Below are 18,460 nucleotides of genomic sequence, written 5' to 3'. Positions count from 1 at the left end.
CTTGTTCCTAGCATCCGGATGTGGCGATACCAATGGTCTGCGCCCCGCGAAGTGCGACATTCCGGCCTCGTGGCTTTACTCGGCCGTAGCTCTGATCCTATCGTTCGCCGGCCTTGCAGAGCGGAGGCCGAATCGCCCGGGAAGCGGCGAAGGGAGGAAAATTTCGCGATGAAAGACCCCGTGGACGTCCTGATCATCGGCGCCGGCGCTTCAGGCGCGGCGGTGGCGTGGTCACTGGCCGAGACCAAGATGCACATTCTCTGCCTGGAGCAGGGCGGCTGGATGAACCCGGCGGAATATCCCAGCACGGGCCGGGACTGGGAGGCCAAGTTCTACGGCGAGTGGTCGTCCAGCCCCAACGTCCGCGGTCGGCCCGAGGACTATCCGATCAACGACGACAATTCGCCGATCAAGGTCGTCAACTACAATGCGGTCGGTGGCTCGACGGTGATGTACACCGCGCACTGGCCGCGGTTGCATCCCTCCGATTTCAAGGTGAGGACGCTCGACGGCGTCGCCGACGACTGGCCGATCGACTACGACGCGCTGACCCCGTTCTTTGAAGAGAACGACCGGATGATGGGCACGTCCGGCCTGTCGGGCGACCCGCTCTCGCCGCTGACGCATCCGCCGATGCCGCAACAGCCGCTCGGATTGTCCGGTGCGATCATCGGCAAGGCCATGAACAAGCTCGGCTGGCACTGGTGGCCCTCGGACACGACGGTCGCGACCATGGACTACGAGGGCCGCGCGCGCTGCATCAATCTCGGCCATTGCACGCCGGCCTGCGCGCAAGGCGCTAAATCCTCGACGGACATCACCTATTGGCCGCACGCGGTCCGCGCTGGCGTCGAGCTGCGTACGCACTGCCGGGTGCGCGAGATCACCACGGACGAGAACGGCATGGCCACCGGCGTGGTCTACTACGACAAGGACGGCGTCGAGCAGTTCCAGCCGGCGCATGTCGTCATCATCGCCTGCAACGGCGTCGGCACGCCGCGACTGCTGCTGAACTCGGCGTCGAACCGCTTTCCGAACGGGCTTGCCAATTCGTCGGGCCTCGTCGGCAAGAACCTGATGTTCCATCCCTATGCGCAGATCTACGGCTATGTGAAGGAGCCGACCGATAGCAACCGCGCGCCGCCGACCTGCCTGTGGAGCAAGGAATGGTATGACACGGACCTCTCGCGCGGCTTCGTGCGCGGCTACGGCGTCCAGTTCGTGCGCGGCGCCGGGCCGGTGTTCGAGGCTGTCGTCAGCGAGCAGAAGGGCATTTTGCCGTGGGGCGCCGATCATCACCGCATCTTCCGCAAGCTCAACGGCCACCGGCTCGGCTTTTCCGCGATTTGCGAGGACCTGCCGGAGGAGCACAACCAAGTCACGCTCGATCCGGTCTTGAAGGATGGCCACGGCATTCCCGCGCCGAAGATCAATTACACGATCAGCGAGAACAGCCGCAAGATGATGGAGCATGCGCTGGCGCGCGGCCGCGAGATTCTCGAAACGGCGGGAGCGACCGACATCTGCGTCAACTCGCCGATCCCCTGGGGCGGCTGGCACCTGCTCGGCACGGCACGCATGGGCACCGATCCCGAACGCTCCGTCGTCAACGAATGGGGCCGCACGCACGACGTGAAGAACCTCTTCATCGTCGACGGCAGCATCTTCGTCACCTCGGGCGGCGTGAATCCAACGTCCACCATTCAGGCCCTCGCGCTCTACATCGCCGACCAGATGAAGCAGCGCCTCGCCAACCTCTTTGACTGAGGCCGTCATGTCCGCAGACAATCAACTGACACGCGCCCAGCGCGACGACCTCCGCACCATCGCCGCGATGATCGTTCCCGCGAGCGATGAGTACAAGGTGCCGGGCGCCGACGACCCCGCGATCCAGGCCGACATGCTGGCGACGCTCGGACGTGACGCCAAATTGGTGGTGGCGGCGCTGGACTATCTGGCGCGGCTCGCGGGCCAGCCGTTGACTGAGCTCGATGCGGCGAAGCGCGATGCGGTGGCGCAGGAGTTTCGCAGTTCCGGCGGTGCGGCTGCGGCCACGCTCGTCCGCGTGGTGCTGCAATGCTACTACCGCGACGATCGGGTGCTGCGCTCGCTCGGTCTCGAACTGCGCGCACCTTTTCCCAAGGGCTACGTGCTCCCGGACGGCGACTGGTCGCTGCTCGATCCGGTCAAGGCAAGGGCAGGCACGCTGCGGCGAGTGCCCTAGCCACCTGGGCAGTCCAGCCTTGCGCCCCGGACGGGTCCCTTGCGCCTGACGGAGCAGGCCACCATCTGTGTGAGCCTCAAGGACTCCTATCATGCTGGATTTCACCTCAGATATCGTCGATGGCGCCGCGTCATCGCGAACGGAAGCGGCCGCTCCGGTCGATGACCGGGCCCTGCTGGACGCCTATTCCAATGCCGTAATCGACGTGACCGAGCGCGTCGGTCCAGCCGTCGTGCGCGTCGAGACGGGACCAAAAGTGCCGAACGGCCGCGAGCGCGGCGGGCTCGGCTCGGGCATCGTGATCTCGCCGGACGGGCTCGTTCTCACCAATAGCCACGTGGTCGGCTCGTCGAAGGAGATCCGGCTACGCGACGTTGAGGGCCATGTCGGCGACGCCCGGGTGCTCGGCGTCGATCCCGACACTGATCTTGCGTTGCTTCGCGCCAACGGTGTGCGGGACTTGCCCTATGCGGCGCTCGGCAACTCCAAGACCTTGCGGCGCGGCCAGCTCGTCATCGCGATCGGCAATCCGCTCGGCTTTGAATCGACCGTCACTGCCGGCGTGGTCTCGGCGCTCGGGCGCTCGATCCGCTCGGTCAGTGGCCGCACCATCGAGGACGTGATCCAGACCGATGCTGCGCTCAATCCCGGAAATTCGGGCGGGCCGCTGGTGTCGTCGAATGCCGAGGTGATCGGCATCAACACCGCGATCATCAATGGCGCGCAAGGGATCTGCTTTGCGGTCGCCAGCAACACCGCGCAGTTCGTGCTGTCGGAGATCATCCGCCACGGCTATGTCCGTCGCGCCTATATCGGCGTGGCCGGCCAGACCGCGCCGATCCCGCGGCGGCACGCGGTGCTGGCCGGCGTCGAGAACAAAATGGGCGCGCTGCTGGCGCAGATCGAGCCGGACGGGCCGGCGGCGAAGGCGGGCCTGTTGTCCGGCGATGTCGTGATCGGCCTCGACGGCGTCGAGATCAACGGCGTGGACGATCTGATCCGTGTGCTCGACCGCGACCGGATCGGCCGGCGGCTGGCTATGGACGTGCTGCGGCTCGGCCGCCTGCGGGCGATCGAGATCGACCCGGTCGAGCGCAAGCCGGCGCGCTAGCGTGCGGGCGCCCAAGCGGGGTATGACGGTGTCATGGCTCGCTCTCGGGAACCCCGCCGCATGATGCCGGCGCATGAGACCTACGATGTCATTGTCGTCGGCGCCGGCGCCGGTGGCATAACGGCCGCGGCCGTCGCCGCCGCCGAAGGCCTGCGCGTGTTGGTGATCGAGAAGACCGCCTTCGTCGGCGGCACCACCGCGTGGTCCGATGGCATGGTCTGGATTCCCGCCAATGCCAAGATGAAAGAGGCGGGGCTCGCCGACAGCGTCACGGACGCCGTGCAATATTTGTCGAGCACAGTGCCCGAGCTCGCCCATGCGGGCCTGCGCGCCGCCTTCCTCGCGCGCGGACCGGAGGCGGTCGCCTATCTCGAAGCCAACACGCAAGTGCGCCTCCAGCCGGTGAAAGCCTGTCCGGACTATTATCTGGAGCGGCTGGGCGCGACCGCGGGCGGGCGCGTGCTCGAGCCGGTCGTCTTCGACGGCACGCGGCTGGGCGCGCATTTCGCGCGGCTGCGCGCACCGCTGCCGGAGTTCACGCGATTCGGCGGGATGATGGTCAACCGCCTCGACATCCCGCATCTGCGCCGGGCCGGAAGATCGCTGCGCTCGACTGTTCGCGCGATGCGGCTGGTTTCGGAGTATGCGTGGCAGCGGCTGCGGAGCTCGCGCGGCACGACGCTGCATCTCGGCAATGCGCTCGCCGCACGGCTGTATGCCTCGCTGCTGGCGCGGCAGGTTGAGATCCTCTTTAGCGCGGACGTCGAAGGCCTGTCTATGCAGGGCGAGCGCGTCGGCGGTGTAATTATCCGTCATGGCTCGCGCGATCGCCTGATCGCCGCGCGGCGCGGTGTGGTGCTCGCGACCGGCGGCTTTTCGCACGACGCGACCTTGCGAAAACACTTCTTCCCACCCGCGGCCGGATTCATCTCGGCGACCCACACGTCCGCTACTGGCGACGGGCTCCGCCTTGCGACTGCAACCGGCGCCGCGCTCAATACGGATGCGACGAGCCCGGCCTATTGGGTGCCGGCCTCGCTGTTCCGGCGCGCCGATGGGAGCCGAGGCGTTTTCCCGCACATTGTGACCGACCGCGCCAAGCCCGGCGTGATCGCGGTCAATGCAGCCGGCCGGCGCTTCGTCAACGAGGCGCTGTCGTACCACGAGTTCGTGCTCGCCATGCTGCGCGATGGCAATGGCGACCCGGACCGGCCGTTCTATCTGATCTGCGACCGTCCGTTCCTGTGGAGCTACGGCCTAGGCCGTATCAGGCCGTTCACGCGCAATATCAGGCGCTATGCGGCGGGCGGCGAGTTAATCGAGGCCGCTGATATCGCGCAGCTCGCAGCGAGGATCGGCATCAAGCCGTCGACACTCGCGGCGACGATCGCAAACTACAATTCCGATGCGAAGGACGGCCGAGATCCGGAATTCGGTCGCGGCAGCACCATCTATCAGCGATACCTCGGCGATATCAGCCATAAGCCGAACCCCTGCGTCGCGCCCATCCTCTGCGCGCCGTTCTTTGCGATGCGCATCTATCCAGCCGATCTCGGCACGGCGATCGGCATGAAGGTCGATGCCCAGGCGCGCGTGTTGCGCGAGGATGGCACGCCGGTTACGGGCCTCTACGCCTGCGGCAACGACATGGGCTCGATCATGAACGGCAATTGCCCCGGGCCGGGCATCACGCTCGGGCCGGCGCTGACATTCGGCTACATCGCGGGAAGGCATCTGGCGGAGGGGAGTGTGGCCGGGGCGAGTGCGGCCACAGCGTTGGTCTAGCCTTTACCACCGCTGTCATGCCCCGCGAAGGCGGGGCATCCAGTACGCCGCAGCCCATCGACTAATCACAACCGGCTCGGAGTACTGGATCGCCCGCCTTCGCGGGCGATGACGGCAGAGAATGCGGAGCGCGCATCTACTACTCCGCAGCCGCCGCAAAGCGGCTGTTCTCCAGTTCCGCTTCCAGCCGCGACTTCTCCGCCGCCGCCAGCTTGATGTTGGCTTCCTTGACATGCCCGAAGCCGCGGATCGTCTCCGGCAGCCGCGCGAGCCTCGCCAATAGCGGGATCTGCTCCGCTTTCAGCCCGGCGATCCGCTGATCGATCATGTCGAGATAATCCGCGACCAGCTTCCGCTCGGTCCGGCGCTCCTCGGTGCGGCCGAATGGATCGAACGCGCCGCCGCGGAGGAATTTCAGTTTGGCCAGCACGCGGAAGGCGTGGATCATCCAGCCGCCGAATTCCTTCTTCTGGAGATGTCCGGTGGTCTTGTCGCGCTGTGCGAAGATCGGCGGGGCCAGATAGAACTTCAGCTTGAAGTCCCCGTCGAATTTCTCCGAGACTTTCTTGGAGAAGCTGCCGTCGGTGTAGAGCCGCGCGACCTCGTACTCGTCCTTGTAGGACATCAGCTTGAACAGGCTTTTCGCGACAGCGTCGGTCAGCTCGGTGGACGCTGGGGAGGCAGCAGCTTCCGCCTTGCGCACCTTGGCAACGGCGGTGCGGTAGCGGTCCGCGTAGGCCTTGCCCTGATAGCCGGTCAAAAACTCGGCGCGCGTCGCGATGATGTCGTCGAGCGACTTCGCCGGCGTGGAGGCCCGGCTCCTGAACTGCAGAACGCTGCGCACCCGCGACATGTCGTGGGCGGCGAGACGTCCCCAGGCGAAGGCGAGCTTGTTCATCTCGATCGCGGCGCCGTTGATCTCGATGGCGCGGAGCAGCGCTTCCAGCGACAGCGGGATCGCGCCTTTCTGGAAGGCGAAGCCGAGCATGAAGGGATTTGTCGCGATCGAATCGCCCATCAGCGCGGAGGCAATACCTGTGGCGTCGATGATGTCGAGGTTGTTGTCGCCGACGGCGTCGCGCAGCACGGTCTGCATCGTGCCCATCTCGAAATCGAGATCGGGGTTTTGCACGAAGCTCGCGGTCGGCTGGAGATCGGCATTGATATACGCTTTCGTGGTTCCGCGTTCGGCGCGGCTGAGCGCCGAGGGACCTGCCGAGACGATCATGTCGCAGCCGAGGATGACGTCCGCGCCGCCGGTGGTGATCCGGACCGCGGAGATGTCTTCCGGCTTCGCGGCGATGCGCACATGGCTCATCACCGCGCCGTTCTTCTGCGACAGACCGGTGAAATCCAGCGCCGAGCAGCCGCGGCCGTCAACATGGGCGGCCATGCCGAGCAGCGCGCCGATGGTGATGACACCGGTGCCGCCGATGCCGGTGACAAGGATATTGTAGGGGGCGTCCAGCTCACGCGCGGGTGGCAGCGGCAGGTCGACAAACAGCTGGCCTGAGTCGACTGTCGATGTCTTGATCCGCTTGAGCGTGCCGCCATGCACGGTGACAAAACTCGGACAAAAGCCCTCGACGCAGGAAAAGTCCTTGTTGCAGTTCGACTGGTCGATCTGGCGCTTGCGGCCGAACTCGGTCTCCAGCGGCTGCACCGAGACACAGTTCGAGGCTTGCGAGCAGTCGCCGCAGCCTTCGCAGACCAGCTCGTTGATGAAGGCGCGCTTGGCGGGATCCGGATACAGCCCGCGCTTGCGGCGGCGGCGCTTTTCCGCGGCGCAGGTCTGGTCGTAGACGATGACCGTAAGGCCCTTGATGTCGCGCAGCTCGCGCTGAACGGCGTCAAGCTCGCGGCGATGATGGATGGTCGCGCCTTGCGGGAAGTAATTGCCGTCAGGGTACTTGGTGGGATCGTCGGAGACGATCGCGAGGCGCTTGACGCCCTCGGCCCAGACCTGTTGAGCGATCTGGGCAACGTTGAAGCCGCCCTCGGCCGGCTGGCCGCCGGTCATCGCGACGGCGTCGTTGTAGAGGATCTTGTAGGTGATGCTGATGCCGGCGGCCGATGCCGCGCGAAGGGCAAGCAGTCCGGAATGGGTGTAGGTGCCGTCGCCGAGGTTCTGGAAGATGTGCTGCTCGGTGGTGAAGGGCGCTTGTCCGATCCAGTTCACGCCCTCGGCGCCCATATGCGAGATCAGATCGGTGCGGCGGGTCGGCATGCTCAGGGCCATGCCGTGGCAGCCGATGCCGGCCATGGCGCGGCTTCCCTCGGGCACGCGCGTCGAGGTGTTGTGCGGGCAGCCCGAGCAGAAGAATGGCGTGCGCGCCAGTTTGATTTGCTGGGAGGCCGGAACAGGAGTGTCGAAGGCCTCGAGCCGGGCGAGGCGCTGCTCAAGCACCGGGCTGTGGTGGCCGAGCTTGCGCAGCCGCGCCACCAGTGCGGCTGCAACGACGGTCGGCGTCAGTTCGCCCTCGCTCGGCAATAGCGGCGCGCCTCGCTCGTCGCGTTTTCCCGTCACGGTCGGGCGCCGGGACGCATCGATGTTGTAGAGGATGCGCATCAGCTGGTCTTCGATGAAACCGCGCTTCTCCTCGACGACCAGCACGTCCTGAAGCCCTTCGGCGAAGCGCTTGGCGCCGGTTTCCTCGAGCGGCCAGGTCAGTGCGACCTTGTAGATGCGCAGGCCCAAATCCTGCGCATCCTTGTCGGTGATGCCCAGATCGGCCAGCGCCTGCCGCAGATCGAGATAAGCCTTGCCGGTCGCGACGATGCCGAGCCGTGCCGGCCTGGAGTCGAGCACGATGCGATCGAGCTGGTTGGCACGCGCAAAGGCCTGCACCGCCGCCATCTTCGGGCCGAACAGGCGCCTCTCGGCGTCCAGCGGCGGATCGGGCCAGCGGATGTTGAGGCCGCCGGGCGGCATCTCGAAATCGTTGGGGAGCTTGATCTGGATGCGTTCGGGATCGCTGTCAATCGAGGCCGAACTCTCCACGGTCTCGCTGATCGCCTTGAAGCCGACCCAGCAGCCGGAGAAGCGCGACAGCGCAAAGCCGTAGAGGCCGAGGTCAAGATAGTCCTGCAGTGTCGCTGGGTTGATCACAGGGATCAGCGCCGCTGCGAAGACCTGCTCGCTCTGGTGCGCCAGTGTCGAGGACTGGCAGCCGTGGTCGTCGCCGGCGAGCGCGAGCACGCCGCCGTTGAGCGAGGTGCCGGCGGCATTCGCATGCTTGAGCGCGTCGACCGAGCGATCAACGCCCGGCCCCTTGCCGTACCAGATGCCGAACACGCCATCGACCTTCGCGCCGGGAAACAGGCCGACCTGCTGGCTGCCCCAGACGGCGGTCGCCGCGAGGTCCTCGTTCAAGCCGGGAACGAAGGCGATGTCGTGCTGCTGGAGGTGTGACTTCGCGCGCCACAATGCGTGGTCGTACATGCCGAGCGGGGAACCGCGATAGCCCGAGATGAAGCCGCCGGTGTTGAGGCCCTGAAGCCGGTCGCGTTCGCGCTGCAACATGGGCAGGCGGACCAGCGCCTGCGTGCCAGACAGGAAGATCCGCTTCGATTCGAGCCGGTATTTGTCGTCCAGCTCGACCTGCATCAGCGTCATTCGGAAGTCCTCGTCTCTTGTTTGGCTTTTCTTCGACTTGGGGTTTGCGCTGCGGGAGGGAGGAGCGGCTGCGCGACGCGAATTGTGACAGTCAAAGGCATGCACAGGCGAAGTCAATATCGCTGGCCGCATCCGTGGCGCTCCTGCTGGTCATGGCTTGCTTGCGGAGGACATCGTGACTGCAAGCGCGCTCGACACTGAGATCACGGAGACAGCTGAGGCTCCGATCGGGCCATGGCGCCACCCGCGCCAGATGCTCCAAGCAGAGGTATTGCGCGGTACGGCCGATATCGTTGCTGCGCCGACAGCCCTCGACGTCTTCGCGAACTCATGCCGCTGGCGACCCCATGATCCTCAAGACCTGAAGGTCGCTCTACATGACGACGCTGAAGGCCTCTTGCGCGCACCATGGGGAGGAGCATCGGGGGCTGTATGGAGCGGGTCGCTAGCGCCACCTTCGTCGTTCCGGGGCGCGCGTCGCGCGAGCCCGGATCGATTTCAGCGCGTGTTTAGCCGCCCGATGGATTCCGGGTTCGACGCTTACGCATCGCCCCGGAATAACGACGGAGAGCGCTCATCCTTTGGGCAAATGCACGCCGCAAAGCCGCCGCACAGCGAATAAGCAGACCCCGGCTTTCCTAATAACATTCTGACAGCGCAGTAAATTTTCCTGCGCCGTCGGCTTAATCGCAATTGTACACAATGGCATGGCGCTTGCAGAACTCCTGCAGAGAGAGTTCTCGCGGGGGCCTTGAGTCATGTTGAACTCAACCAAGCCGACACTGGGTGTCATCAGCGCCGAACCGGAGCCGGTCAAGCTCGACTGGCCGGCCACCGCGCTTCTCATCATCGACATGCAGCGCGACTTCATGGAGCCCGGCGGTTTCGGCGAGACGCTGGGCAACGACGTCAGCCAGCTCGCGCGTGCGGTGAAGCCGATCGGTGCCGTGCTGAAGGCCGCGCGGGATACCGGCATGCTGGTGATCCACACGCGCGAGGGCCATCTGCCCGATCTCTCCGACGCGCCGCCGGCGAAAGTCGAGCGCGGCGCGCCATCCCTTCGCATCGGCGACCCCGGTCCCATGGGACGCATTCTCATTCGCGGCGAGGCCGGCCACGACATCATCCCGGAGCTCTATCCGCTCGACAGCGAGATCGTGATCGACAAGCCCGGCAAGGGCGCATTCTACGCCACCGAGCTCACCGACGTGCTGGAGAAATACGGCATCGAAAATCTGCTGGTGTGCGGCGTCACCACCGAAGTGTGTGTCAACACCACCGTGCGCGAGGCCAACGACCGCGGCTATCGCTGCGTCGTCATCTCGGACGGCTGCGCGTCCTACTTCCCCGAATTTCACGAGATGGGCCTGAAGATGATCAAGGCCCAGGGCGGCATCTTCGGCTGGGTCGCAAGCTCAGCCGCGGTTCTGGAGGCGATGAAGATTTCCACATCAGCGTAGGGGCATCACGATGAGCACAGGCACGACAGGGACGGCCGGCACCTCCGAGTTCAAGCCGGCACTATGGACACCGGGCGACTGGAACGCGTTTTTTGGCTTCGGCACCAACATCCTCGTCAACATGCTGGTGCTCACGGGCCTGTTGCGCTTCGTGTTGAAGATGCCCGACTCACTCGTGTTCGGCCGCATCCTTCCCGCACTCGGGTTGATGATGTGCCTTTCCACCTTCTACTACGCGTTCCTCGCTTATCGCCTGGCGCAGAAGACCGGCCGCAACGACGTCTGTGCCCTACCATCAGGCGTCAGCGTGCCGCACATGTTCATCGTCACCTTCGTGATCATGCTGCCGATCACGATCAAGACCGGCGATCCGCTCAAAGGCTGGTCGGCTGGCCTGGTCTGGGTGTTCTTCCAGAGCTTCATCCTGATGATCGGCGGCTTCATCGCGCCGTTCATTCGAAAGATCACGCCGCGCGCGGCGCTGCTCGGTACGCTCGCCGGCGTCTCCGTCACCTTCATCTCGATGCGACCGGCGCTCGAAATGTACATGACGCCACAGATCGGCCTGGTCTGCTTCGCCATCATCCTGGTGAGCTGGTTCGGCGGCGTGAAATATTGGCGCGGCATTCCCGCCGGTCTCGTTGCGATCGCGGTGGGCATGGTTATCGCCTGGGGCTCGAACCTGTTCGGCCTTGGTCTCGGCGGGCTCAGCGTCAAGGGCGTCAGTGATGCCTTCGCGAATTTCGGCTTCTCGGTGCCGATCCCGGCGGTGGGCTACGTCTTCTCCGGATTCGAATTCCTTGGCGTCATCCTGGTCACTGCCATTCCGTTCGGCATCTATGATCTCGTCGAGGCCATGGACAATGTCGAGAGCGCGGAAGCCGCCGGCGACGAATATCCGACCACGCGCGTGCTCACCGCCGACGGAATCGTCAGCCTGATCGGCTGCCTGATGGGCAACCCCTTTATCAACGCCGTCTATATCGGCCATCCCGGCTGGAAGGCGATGGGCGGCCGCATCGGCTATTCGGCCGCGACCGGCATCATGGTGGTGGTGCTGGCCTGGTTCGGCATCATCTCGGTGCTGCTGGCGCTGGTCCCGGTCGTCGCGATCTCGCCGATCCTGCTCTATATCGGCATGCTCATTGGCGCGCAGGCGTTCCAGACCACGCCGATCAAGCACGCGCCCGCGATCGTGCTGGCGCTGACGCCGCATTTGGCCGCCTGGGCCAAGCTCCAGATCGACACCATGCTGGGCTCGACCATGAACGCGGCTGCGACCGTCGGCGGAATGGCCGCCGACAAGGCCGACGCGGTCAAGGCGGCCGCGATTGCAGCGCTGCCGCAGCAGGGCGTGTTCTATCACGGACTCGAAGTGATGGGCGGCGGCTCCATCCTCGGCGGCCTGATCCTGGGTGCGATCGGCGTCTTCATCATCGAGCGCGACTTCGAGAAAGCCTCGGCATTCGCGCTGGTTGGTGCGGTCCTGACTTACTTCGGCTTCATGCACGGCGAAGCCGTCGGCATCGGCGGCGGATTTGGCGTCACGCCCGCGGTCGCGTTCGCCTATGCAGTGATGGCCGCCGGTCTGTTCGCGGCCAGCAGGCTCGGCGCGAGCGAGCCTTACATGCCGCACGCGGACATGCACGCGGCACCGGCGGAGTAGCTACCCGCCCTTGACGGCACCAGCGGTGAGCCCGGCGACGATCTGTCGCTGGGCGAACACCGTCAGCAGCAGCACCGGGAGGGTGACGATCAGCGCGGCGGCCGCGAGCGGCCCCCAGCTCAACTGGTCGAACGAAATCATGTTGTAGACGGCGACCGGCAGGGTGCGGGTCTCGCGTCCGGCCAGCACGATGCCGAACACAAAGTTGTTCCAGGAGAAGATCACAGCCAGGATGAAGGCAACGGCGATGCCGGGCTTGGCGATTGGCAGGGCAACGTGCCGAAAGACCTGCCAGCGCGTGGCGCCGTCGATGAGGGCTGCTTCTTCCAGCTCCATCGGCGTCGTCTCGAAATAGCCGATCATAATCCAGATCACGATCGGCACCGTGACCACGAGGTGGATGATGATCTGCGGCACCAGCGTGCCCAGCAATCCCAGCCATTGAAACATGAGAAACAGCGGGATCAGATAGGACAATCCCGGCGTGATACGGGCGATCAGGATCACGATCGCAGATTTGTGCGCGGCCATCCGCGCGATGCCGTAGCCGGCGGGAACGCCGACGAGCAGCGCAAGCAACGTCGCGCTGCCGGTCACGATCAGGCTGTTGATGAAATAGGTCAGGAAGCGGTTGGAGGCGAGCACGTCGGCATAGTTCTTCCAGGCGACATGCTCGGGGAAGAACACCGGCGGGTAGGCGGCGTTGTCGATCTCGAATTTGAGCGACAGCGACAGCATCCAGAGAAAGAACAGGATCGCCGGCGACACGATGACGAACACCGAGAACCACAGGCCGATCTTGCCGACGATTTGCCTTGGAGTCATGTGCCGCTCGCGATCTCGGTCCACAGCATGCGCTGGCGCGCGTAGAGCATCACCGCCGCAAGCAGGACGATCAGCAGGAAGAACACGACAGCAATCGCCGAGCCGTAGCCGAGGTCGTAGTAGGAGAAGGCGACGCTGTAGAGATAGATGTTGATCGTCTCCGACGCCGATCCCGGTCCGCCCTGGGTGATTGCGAAAATGATGTCGAAGCTCTTCACGGCGTCGATCATGCGGATCATGCCGGCGATGAACAGGAACGGCATGATCAGCGGCAGGGTGATGAAGCGGAACACCTGCCAGATGCTGGCGCCGTCGATCTGTGCGCTTTCATAAGGCTCGGTCGGGATCGCGGCGAGGCCGCCGAGCACGATCAGCATGACCAGCGGCGTCCATTGCCAGGTCTCGACCAGTACCAGCGAAGGAATGACGGTCGCGGGATGGAATACCCAGAGCTGCGCAGGGATTCCGACCAGTGACAGCAGATAGTTCAGCACGCCGAGTTGCGGGTGGAACATCATGGTCCAGACCAGCGCGATCGCCACCGGCGTCGCCATCATCGGCATGATGAAGACGCCGCGCAGAAAGCCGCGGCCGGGAAATTTCTGGTGAAACACCACGGCCGCAAACGTGCCGAGCACGAGCGGCAGCAGCACGGACAATATGGTGTAGACCAGTGTATGTCCGACGGCCTCGATGAAGCGGGGATCGCTCGTCAGCCGCAGATAATTGGACAACCCGACGAAGGTGGTCGAGGAGCCGACCTTCCACTCGTTCAGGCTCATCCAGATCGTGAAGACCCACGGGAAGATGATGATCGCGATCACGACGACCAGCGCCGGCACCACGAACGGCCAGTACGACGGCGGCCGCAACTCTTTCTCCGGCGCGACATCAGACTGTGCCGCGCCCGGAGTCGATTGTGTCGACGCACTCACGCCTTCTCGCTACGCTCCAGGATCGGCCGGTACTGATCGTTGGCCTTCTTCAGCTCGGCGGCAGGATCGGCGCCGGACAAGGTCGCAGTGACGGCCGCGCCGACGATGTCGCGGAATTCGGCGACCGGGATCACGACGGGCAGGCCCAGCTTGCTGATCTTGCCGGAATCGATCACCGATTGCAGCCACTCCTTGGTCTTGACGCCCTTCTGGACCTCGGCATCGCCAAGGATCGAGTTGCGGAACGGGACGCCGCCGCCGGCCTGCAGCAGCCGCGCTCCTTGCGTTTTCGAGACCACCCATTGGCAGAGCAGATAGGCGGCTTCCTTGTTCTTGCTCGCAGCGGCAACGCCGATGCCGTCGCCATAGGTCGAGGAATATTGTCCCTTGGGGCCGGCGGGCACGACGGTGTAGCCGACTTTGCCGACAACGCGCGAGGCAGCCGGATCTTCCAGCGGCGGCGCCCAGCCGACGCCGTCGATCCACATCGCGGATCGGCCTTGCGTGAACGAGGCCATCGACTCCATCCAGTTAAAGCCGGCGACGCCTGGAGGTGCCGATTTGGTCAGGAGCGTCTGATACAGCTTGGTCGCGGCAATGGCTTCCGGACCGTCGGTCAGGATGTTGCCCTTGGCGTCGAGGAATTCTCCGCCATAGTTGAGGAAGAAGTTGCTCCACATCGCCATGTTGGCGTTGCGCAAGCCGCGCCCGACAAAGCCGTAGATGCCTTCCTTGGTATCGGTGAGCTTCTCGGCCGCCGCAGCCATCTCATCGAGGGTCTTGGGAACGGCGACGCCCTTCTTCTCGAACAGCTCCTTGTTGTAATAGAGGATGAAATAATCGACCGACCACGGCAGCGACAGCATCTGGCCCTTGTCGTTCCTGGCGTATTGCAGGCCCGCGGCCGAGAAGTCGCTCTCGACGAGATCGGGGGCGGTCAGCGCCGGGTCCTTCATGAAGGGGGTCAAGTCGGCGAGCCAGCCGGCCTTCTCGAACTGCCGCTTCTGCACGTGGTAGCTGAGATGGACGACGTCGAAGCTCGGACGGCCCGAGGTGAACTCGATCACCACCTTCTGGCGCTGCTGCTGCTCGGGAATCTGCTCCGCTTCGACCTGGATGCCGGTGAGCTCGGTGAACTCCTTGACGTATTTTTGCAGGTTGTCGCCGCGGGGCCCCTTGGCGAGGATCACCTCAAGCTTGGTCCCTGCGTATTTCTTCCAGTTCACCTCGGCGCGCGCCGGCATTCCCGTCAGGCCGAGCGCTCCAGCTGCGGCCGTGCCGGTCAAGAGCGTACGACGCGAGATTTTGTGGTTGACCACTTTAGGTCCCTCCCTGAGACTCAATTTGGGCGGATACTAGCGGCCGTTCCGCGTCTGCCTAGCCCTAATCTGTGGAATTCAGGGCCGCACGGCCGGCGTTTCCATCGGCAAGCCATGCGCTCGCGACATCAGATAGAGTTCGAGCGCGACCAGCTCGGGCGCGCCGAAATCATAGGCCTGGGCGCGGACACCTGTCATGCAGCTGCGTAGCCGGCGCTCCAGCGATCCCAGCGTCTGCCATTCCAGGCGATAAAGCGGATAGCCGGTCGGCTGTCCCTGCGTGATCGGCGCGCCGGCAAGTCGCTTGTCGAAATTGTCGTCGTGGCAATTGGTGCAGGCAAGGTTGAGCTGGCCCTCGCGCTGCATGAAGAGGTCGCGGCCCTGGTCGACGAATGGCTTCAGTTGCGGATCGTCGCCGGCCGTGATCGCGACCCCGCGCGATTGATGCGCGACGAAGGCGGACAGCGCCAGCAGGTCGCGGCTCTCGTAGGGCAGCGCCGGTGCCTGCTGATGATTGCTGCGGCAGAGATTGATGCGCTGGTCGAGCGTGACGGGGCGCGCCAGCGCCTTGTCGAAGGCCGGATAGCGCGCCGCGACGCCTTTCATGCTGCCACGTGCATCGCCATGGCAATCCGCGCAGGCTTTGTCGGCGCTGCCGGTCCTCTTCGTCCACAACGCCTCACCATCGAGCACGAACAGCATCCCGGGATTTGAGGTGTCGTCATCCTGCATCGCGCGGGTGTCGGGCCCCATGAACGAATAGCCGGAGCGGCGCGCGTCCGGCGGAATCTCGCCGGCGAGCAGGGCAGGGCCGGTGGCGAGGAGCGCCGCGGCCGATATCGTGCGCCAAAAACTCATTCGACCGTGATCGACGCCGATGCGCTGGACGAATAACCGTTATCGCCGATCCACTCGAACTCGAACTTGCCGCTCTCCTTCGCGACCGTGAAGAACGACAGATAGGGATTGGCCGCAATCGCCGGAAAGAGATCGGCGCGAAAAATCTCGGTGCCGTTATAGCGGCACGTAAAGCTCGTGATGATGTCGCGCGGTACCAGCGCCCCATCCGCGGTGTGGCGGAAGCCGGTCTCCATGATGTGCGAGGTCAACGTGCGGATCTCGATGATTTCGCCGCGTCTGGCTTTCGTGGGAACGTTGATGAGCGCAGCCATCAATTCATCTCCTCGGTGCAGGCGGCCAGCGTCACGACGATTTCGGTCGTGACCTGCCAGAACGTGTCGTCGGAAAGGCGCGCGATCGCCACCACCTTCTGGGTGTCGGCGAGCCGAATCCGGGTCGAGATTTGGGCGCGGCCGGAGGAGGGGCCGAGATGGAAGTTGCCGATGTTCGGCTGCGGGTTCTTCTCGTTGAAGACGTGAATGCTCTTGACGTAGTCGTCCGCCGTCATTGGGCTCGCGACGCTCACGGTCAGCGGCACCGTGTTGCCGTTCTCGACCAGCGGCGGAATGTCGAGCTTCACCTTGCCGGTGCGGACAGGTGCTTCGCCGACGACGTTGCGGATCGCGGCGGTGAGCATCGCCGGTGTCGCCTCGAGCGGCCGCAGCGTGAGGATCGGGATCGTCCCGGCGAACGTCACGCTTCCGGCAAGAGTCAGGAATTGTCGTCGCGTGGTCGGCATGAACAGTCCTAGTCCCGAAGCGTTGCAAGAAAAGCCACGATGTCCTCGATCTCGGCGGCGGACAAGATCGGTTTGCCGGCGAAATTTCGTCCGACCCGCACGAGGTGGTCGGTGCGATAATAGGACGGCATGATGGTCTCCGGGTTGAAGCGCGCCGCATCGACCAGTCGAAGCCGCAACTGGCTCACCGTCCAGCGGTTCCCCGCACCCGAGAGGTCTGGCGCGAGATCGCCCTGGAACCGGGTTTCGGGGAAGGGACCGGAATGGCACAGGATGCAGGTCGTCGTGCGCGCGAGCACGAGCGCGCGCCCGCGCGCGGCATCGCCGGGCGCGCCGGTGAGCGATTCCGCGATGCCGTCGCCGACGACGTTGTAGGGCACAAGCTCGTCCGCGTTAGCAGCGCCGGCAACACTTGCGGCGATCAGCGCTGCGATATGGACCAATGCTCTAGCCAAAGGTGTCCGCCGTAATGGTCTGAAACCAGCGCTCGGCTTCAGCCGCCTCGCGGGCGCGCAATTCGCGCGGCGCATCGACGGGGCTGGTCGCTCCGCCCTCGACCTCGGCGAAGATGTCGCCCCTGGGCTGGTACTTGCCCGCGAGTGAAAAGCCGTAGCCGGGTGCGACGATGTTGTAGCAGACGCCTATCAGTCGCGGCGTGTCTGGTGCGCGGCCGGCAAGGAGGTTCACGATCGCGGCAGCGCAGGCCTTGCCCTGTGCGCTTGCCGCGGATGCCGACTTGGGAATGCCCCCGCCGAGGCAGGCATCGCCGATGACGTGGATGTTCTGGACAAGTTTCGATTCGAAGGTCACGGGATCGATCGGGCACCAGCCGGTGGCATCCGCAGCGCCCGCGATCTCGGCGATGCGTCCCGCTCGCTGCGGCGGGATCACGTTGGCGACCTCAGGCGTGTAATTGCCGAATTCGGTGACGATGGTCCTTGTCGCGGGATCGACCGAAGTCACGCGGCCGCCTTGCGACAGCCCGATGCGTTCGATCATGTCGCCGTAAAGTTCCTTCCACGCGCTCTCGAACAGTCGCTGCTGGGAGAAGTTGTCCTTGGCATCGAGGATCAAGACTTTTGAGCGCGGCTTCTTCGCTTTCAGGTAATGCGCAATCAGGCTGGCGCGCTCATAGGGCGCCGGCGGACAGCGCGAGGGATTGGCGGGGATCGCAATGGCGAGAGTGCCGCCGTCCGGCATGGCCTCCAGCTGCCGACGCAGCAGCAGCATCTGCGCACCGGCCTTCCAGGCGTGCGGCATTTTTTCTGATGCCGCGTCGTCGTAGCCGGGCAGGGCTTCGAAATGGAAGTCGACGCCGGGGGAGAGGACGAGACGATCATAGGGCAGCGCAACGCCATCGGCCGTCACGACGCTGCGCAGTTGCGGCTCGATTGTGGTTACGGCTTGGCCGATCATCGTGACGCCCTCGGCGGCGACCTTGTCATAGCCAAATTGCTGAGATTCGATGTCGCGAAGGCCGGCAATCACCTCGTTGCTGAAGGGGCAGGAGGTGAAGACCGCATTGGGTTCGATCAGGATGACTTGCAAGTTTGCCTGCGCGCGCTTCAGCGCGCGGGCGCACGCTGCGCCGCCAAAGCCGCCGCCGACCACGACGACGCGGCCCGCCGATTGCGCGCGCAGGATCGAAGGGACGGCGAATGATGTGGCCGCGGCGGCGATGCCGAGGATGGCATCCCGCCGTGTCACCGGCGCATTCATGGGTCTTGTCCGGAAAGTGTGCCGCGGGGGGGGGGGGGGGGGCCCCCCCCCCCCCCCCCGCGCGCGGGGGGGGGGGGGGGGGGGGGGCCCCCCCCCCCCCCCCCCCCGACACCGGCATGTGTGGCTCGTCGTTCCCATATACCCACGCTACGCTGCGCGAA

The 18,460-nt window shown here is 65.0% G+C and carries 15 protein-coding genes; 6 read left to right on the top strand and 9 right to left on the bottom strand.

The window, feature by feature from the left end; all coding sequences use genetic code 11:
• Positions 1-168 precede the first annotated feature (168 nt).
• From ABIB80_RS37140 to ABIB80_RS37125, 4 genes are all read left to right on the top strand, one after another.
• Complete coding sequence (locus tag ABIB80_RS37140) at positions 169-1,767, top strand: GMC family oxidoreductase (protein WP_354129414.1); 1,599 nt, start codon at positions 169-171, stop codon at positions 1,765-1,767.
• Positions 1,768-1,774: 7 nt separating this feature from the next.
• Positions 1,775-2,224: a hypothetical protein gene (locus ABIB80_RS37135; protein ID WP_354129413.1), complete on the top strand. Its 450-nt coding sequence runs from the start codon at positions 1,775-1,777 to the stop codon at positions 2,222-2,224.
• A 91-nt stretch (positions 2,225-2,315) separates the two neighbouring features.
• Positions 2,316-3,335, top strand: a complete 1,020-nt coding sequence (locus ABIB80_RS37130) for a S1C family serine protease (protein ID WP_354129412.1) — start codon at positions 2,316-2,318, stop codon at positions 3,333-3,335.
• Positions 3,336-3,395: 60 nt separating this feature from the next.
• Positions 3,396-5,120 carry an FAD-dependent oxidoreductase gene (locus ABIB80_RS37125; protein WP_354129411.1) on the top strand — a complete coding sequence of 575 codons (1,725 nt, stop codon included), beginning with the start codon at positions 3,396-3,398 and terminating at the stop codon, positions 5,118-5,120.
• A gap of 139 nt (positions 5,121-5,259) precedes the next feature.
• On the opposite strand, the gene ABIB80_RS37120 is transcribed toward ABIB80_RS37125, so the two are convergent.
• Positions 5,260-8,736 (bottom strand): indolepyruvate ferredoxin oxidoreductase family protein, encoded by a 3,477-nt coding sequence (locus ABIB80_RS37120; protein ID WP_354129410.1) that lies wholly within the window; start codon positions 8,734-8,736, stop codon positions 5,260-5,262.
• 758 nt (positions 8,737-9,494) lie between these two features.
• On the opposite strand from ABIB80_RS37120, the gene ABIB80_RS37115 reads away from it, so the two are divergent.
• Positions 9,495-10,196, top strand: coding sequence for a cysteine hydrolase family protein (locus ABIB80_RS37115; RefSeq protein ID WP_007594065.1), 702 nt, complete (start codon positions 9,495-9,497; stop codon positions 10,194-10,196).
• Between the two features lie 10 nt (positions 10,197-10,206).
• Complete coding sequence (locus ABIB80_RS37110; RefSeq protein WP_219682783.1) at positions 10,207-11,862, top strand: regulator; 1,656 nt, start codon at positions 10,207-10,209, stop codon at positions 11,860-11,862.
• Here the strand turns inward: ABIB80_RS37110 and ABIB80_RS37105 are convergent, their stop codons facing one another.
• The 8 genes from ABIB80_RS37105 to ABIB80_RS37070 form a co-directional block, all read right to left on the bottom strand.
• Positions 11,863-12,687 (bottom strand): carbohydrate ABC transporter permease, encoded by an 825-nt coding sequence (locus ABIB80_RS37105; protein ID WP_219682782.1) that lies wholly within the window; start codon positions 12,685-12,687, stop codon positions 11,863-11,865.
• Positions 12,684-13,622, bottom strand: coding sequence for a carbohydrate ABC transporter permease (locus ABIB80_RS37100; RefSeq protein WP_354129409.1), 939 nt, complete (start codon positions 13,620-13,622; stop codon positions 12,684-12,686). The genes ABIB80_RS37105 and ABIB80_RS37100 overlap by 4 nt, the downstream gene beginning before the upstream one ends.
• A complete protein-coding gene (locus ABIB80_RS37095) occupies positions 13,619-14,941 on the bottom strand; it encodes an ABC transporter substrate-binding protein (RefSeq protein WP_219682781.1) in 1,323 nt (440 codons plus the stop codon). Before ABIB80_RS37095 ends, ABIB80_RS37100 begins: the two co-directional genes overlap by 4 nt.
• A gap of 78 nt (positions 14,942-15,019) precedes the next feature.
• Positions 15,020-15,799 (bottom strand): sulfur oxidation c-type cytochrome SoxA, encoded by a 780-nt coding sequence (soxA, locus tag ABIB80_RS37090; protein WP_354129408.1) that lies wholly within the window; start codon positions 15,797-15,799, stop codon positions 15,020-15,022.
• On the bottom strand, positions 15,796-16,113 hold the full coding sequence (soxZ, locus tag ABIB80_RS37085; RefSeq protein ID WP_219682779.1) for a thiosulfate oxidation carrier complex protein SoxZ: 318 nt from the start codon (positions 16,111-16,113) through the stop codon (positions 15,796-15,798). The genes soxA and soxZ overlap by 4 nt, the downstream gene beginning before the upstream one ends.
• Positions 16,113-16,580, bottom strand: a complete 468-nt coding sequence (locus ABIB80_RS37080) for a SoxY-related AACIE arm protein (RefSeq protein WP_354129407.1) — start codon at positions 16,578-16,580, stop codon at positions 16,113-16,115. Before ABIB80_RS37080 ends, soxZ begins: the two co-directional genes overlap by 1 nt.
• A gap of 8 nt (positions 16,581-16,588) precedes the next feature.
• The gene (gene soxX / locus ABIB80_RS37075) at positions 16,589-17,035 is read right to left on the bottom strand and encodes a sulfur oxidation c-type cytochrome SoxX (RefSeq protein WP_007594053.1); all 447 of its coding nucleotides are present in this window, start codon (positions 17,033-17,035) and stop codon (positions 16,589-16,591) included.
• The gene (locus ABIB80_RS37070) at positions 17,028-18,299 is read right to left on the bottom strand and encodes an FCSD flavin-binding domain-containing protein (RefSeq protein WP_354129406.1); all 1,272 of its coding nucleotides are present in this window, start codon (positions 18,297-18,299) and stop codon (positions 17,028-17,030) included. The genes soxX and ABIB80_RS37070 overlap by 8 nt, the downstream gene beginning before the upstream one ends.
• Positions 18,300-18,460: the final 161 nt, after the last annotated feature.

The organism is Bradyrhizobium sp. i1.15.2, from assembly GCF_040548425.1.
Lineage (GTDB): Bacteria > Pseudomonadota > Alphaproteobacteria > Rhizobiales > Xanthobacteraceae > Bradyrhizobium > Bradyrhizobium canariense.
The sequence above is the reverse complement of the archived record's forward strand: the minus strand, read 5'-3'. Positions and strand labels throughout refer to the sequence as shown.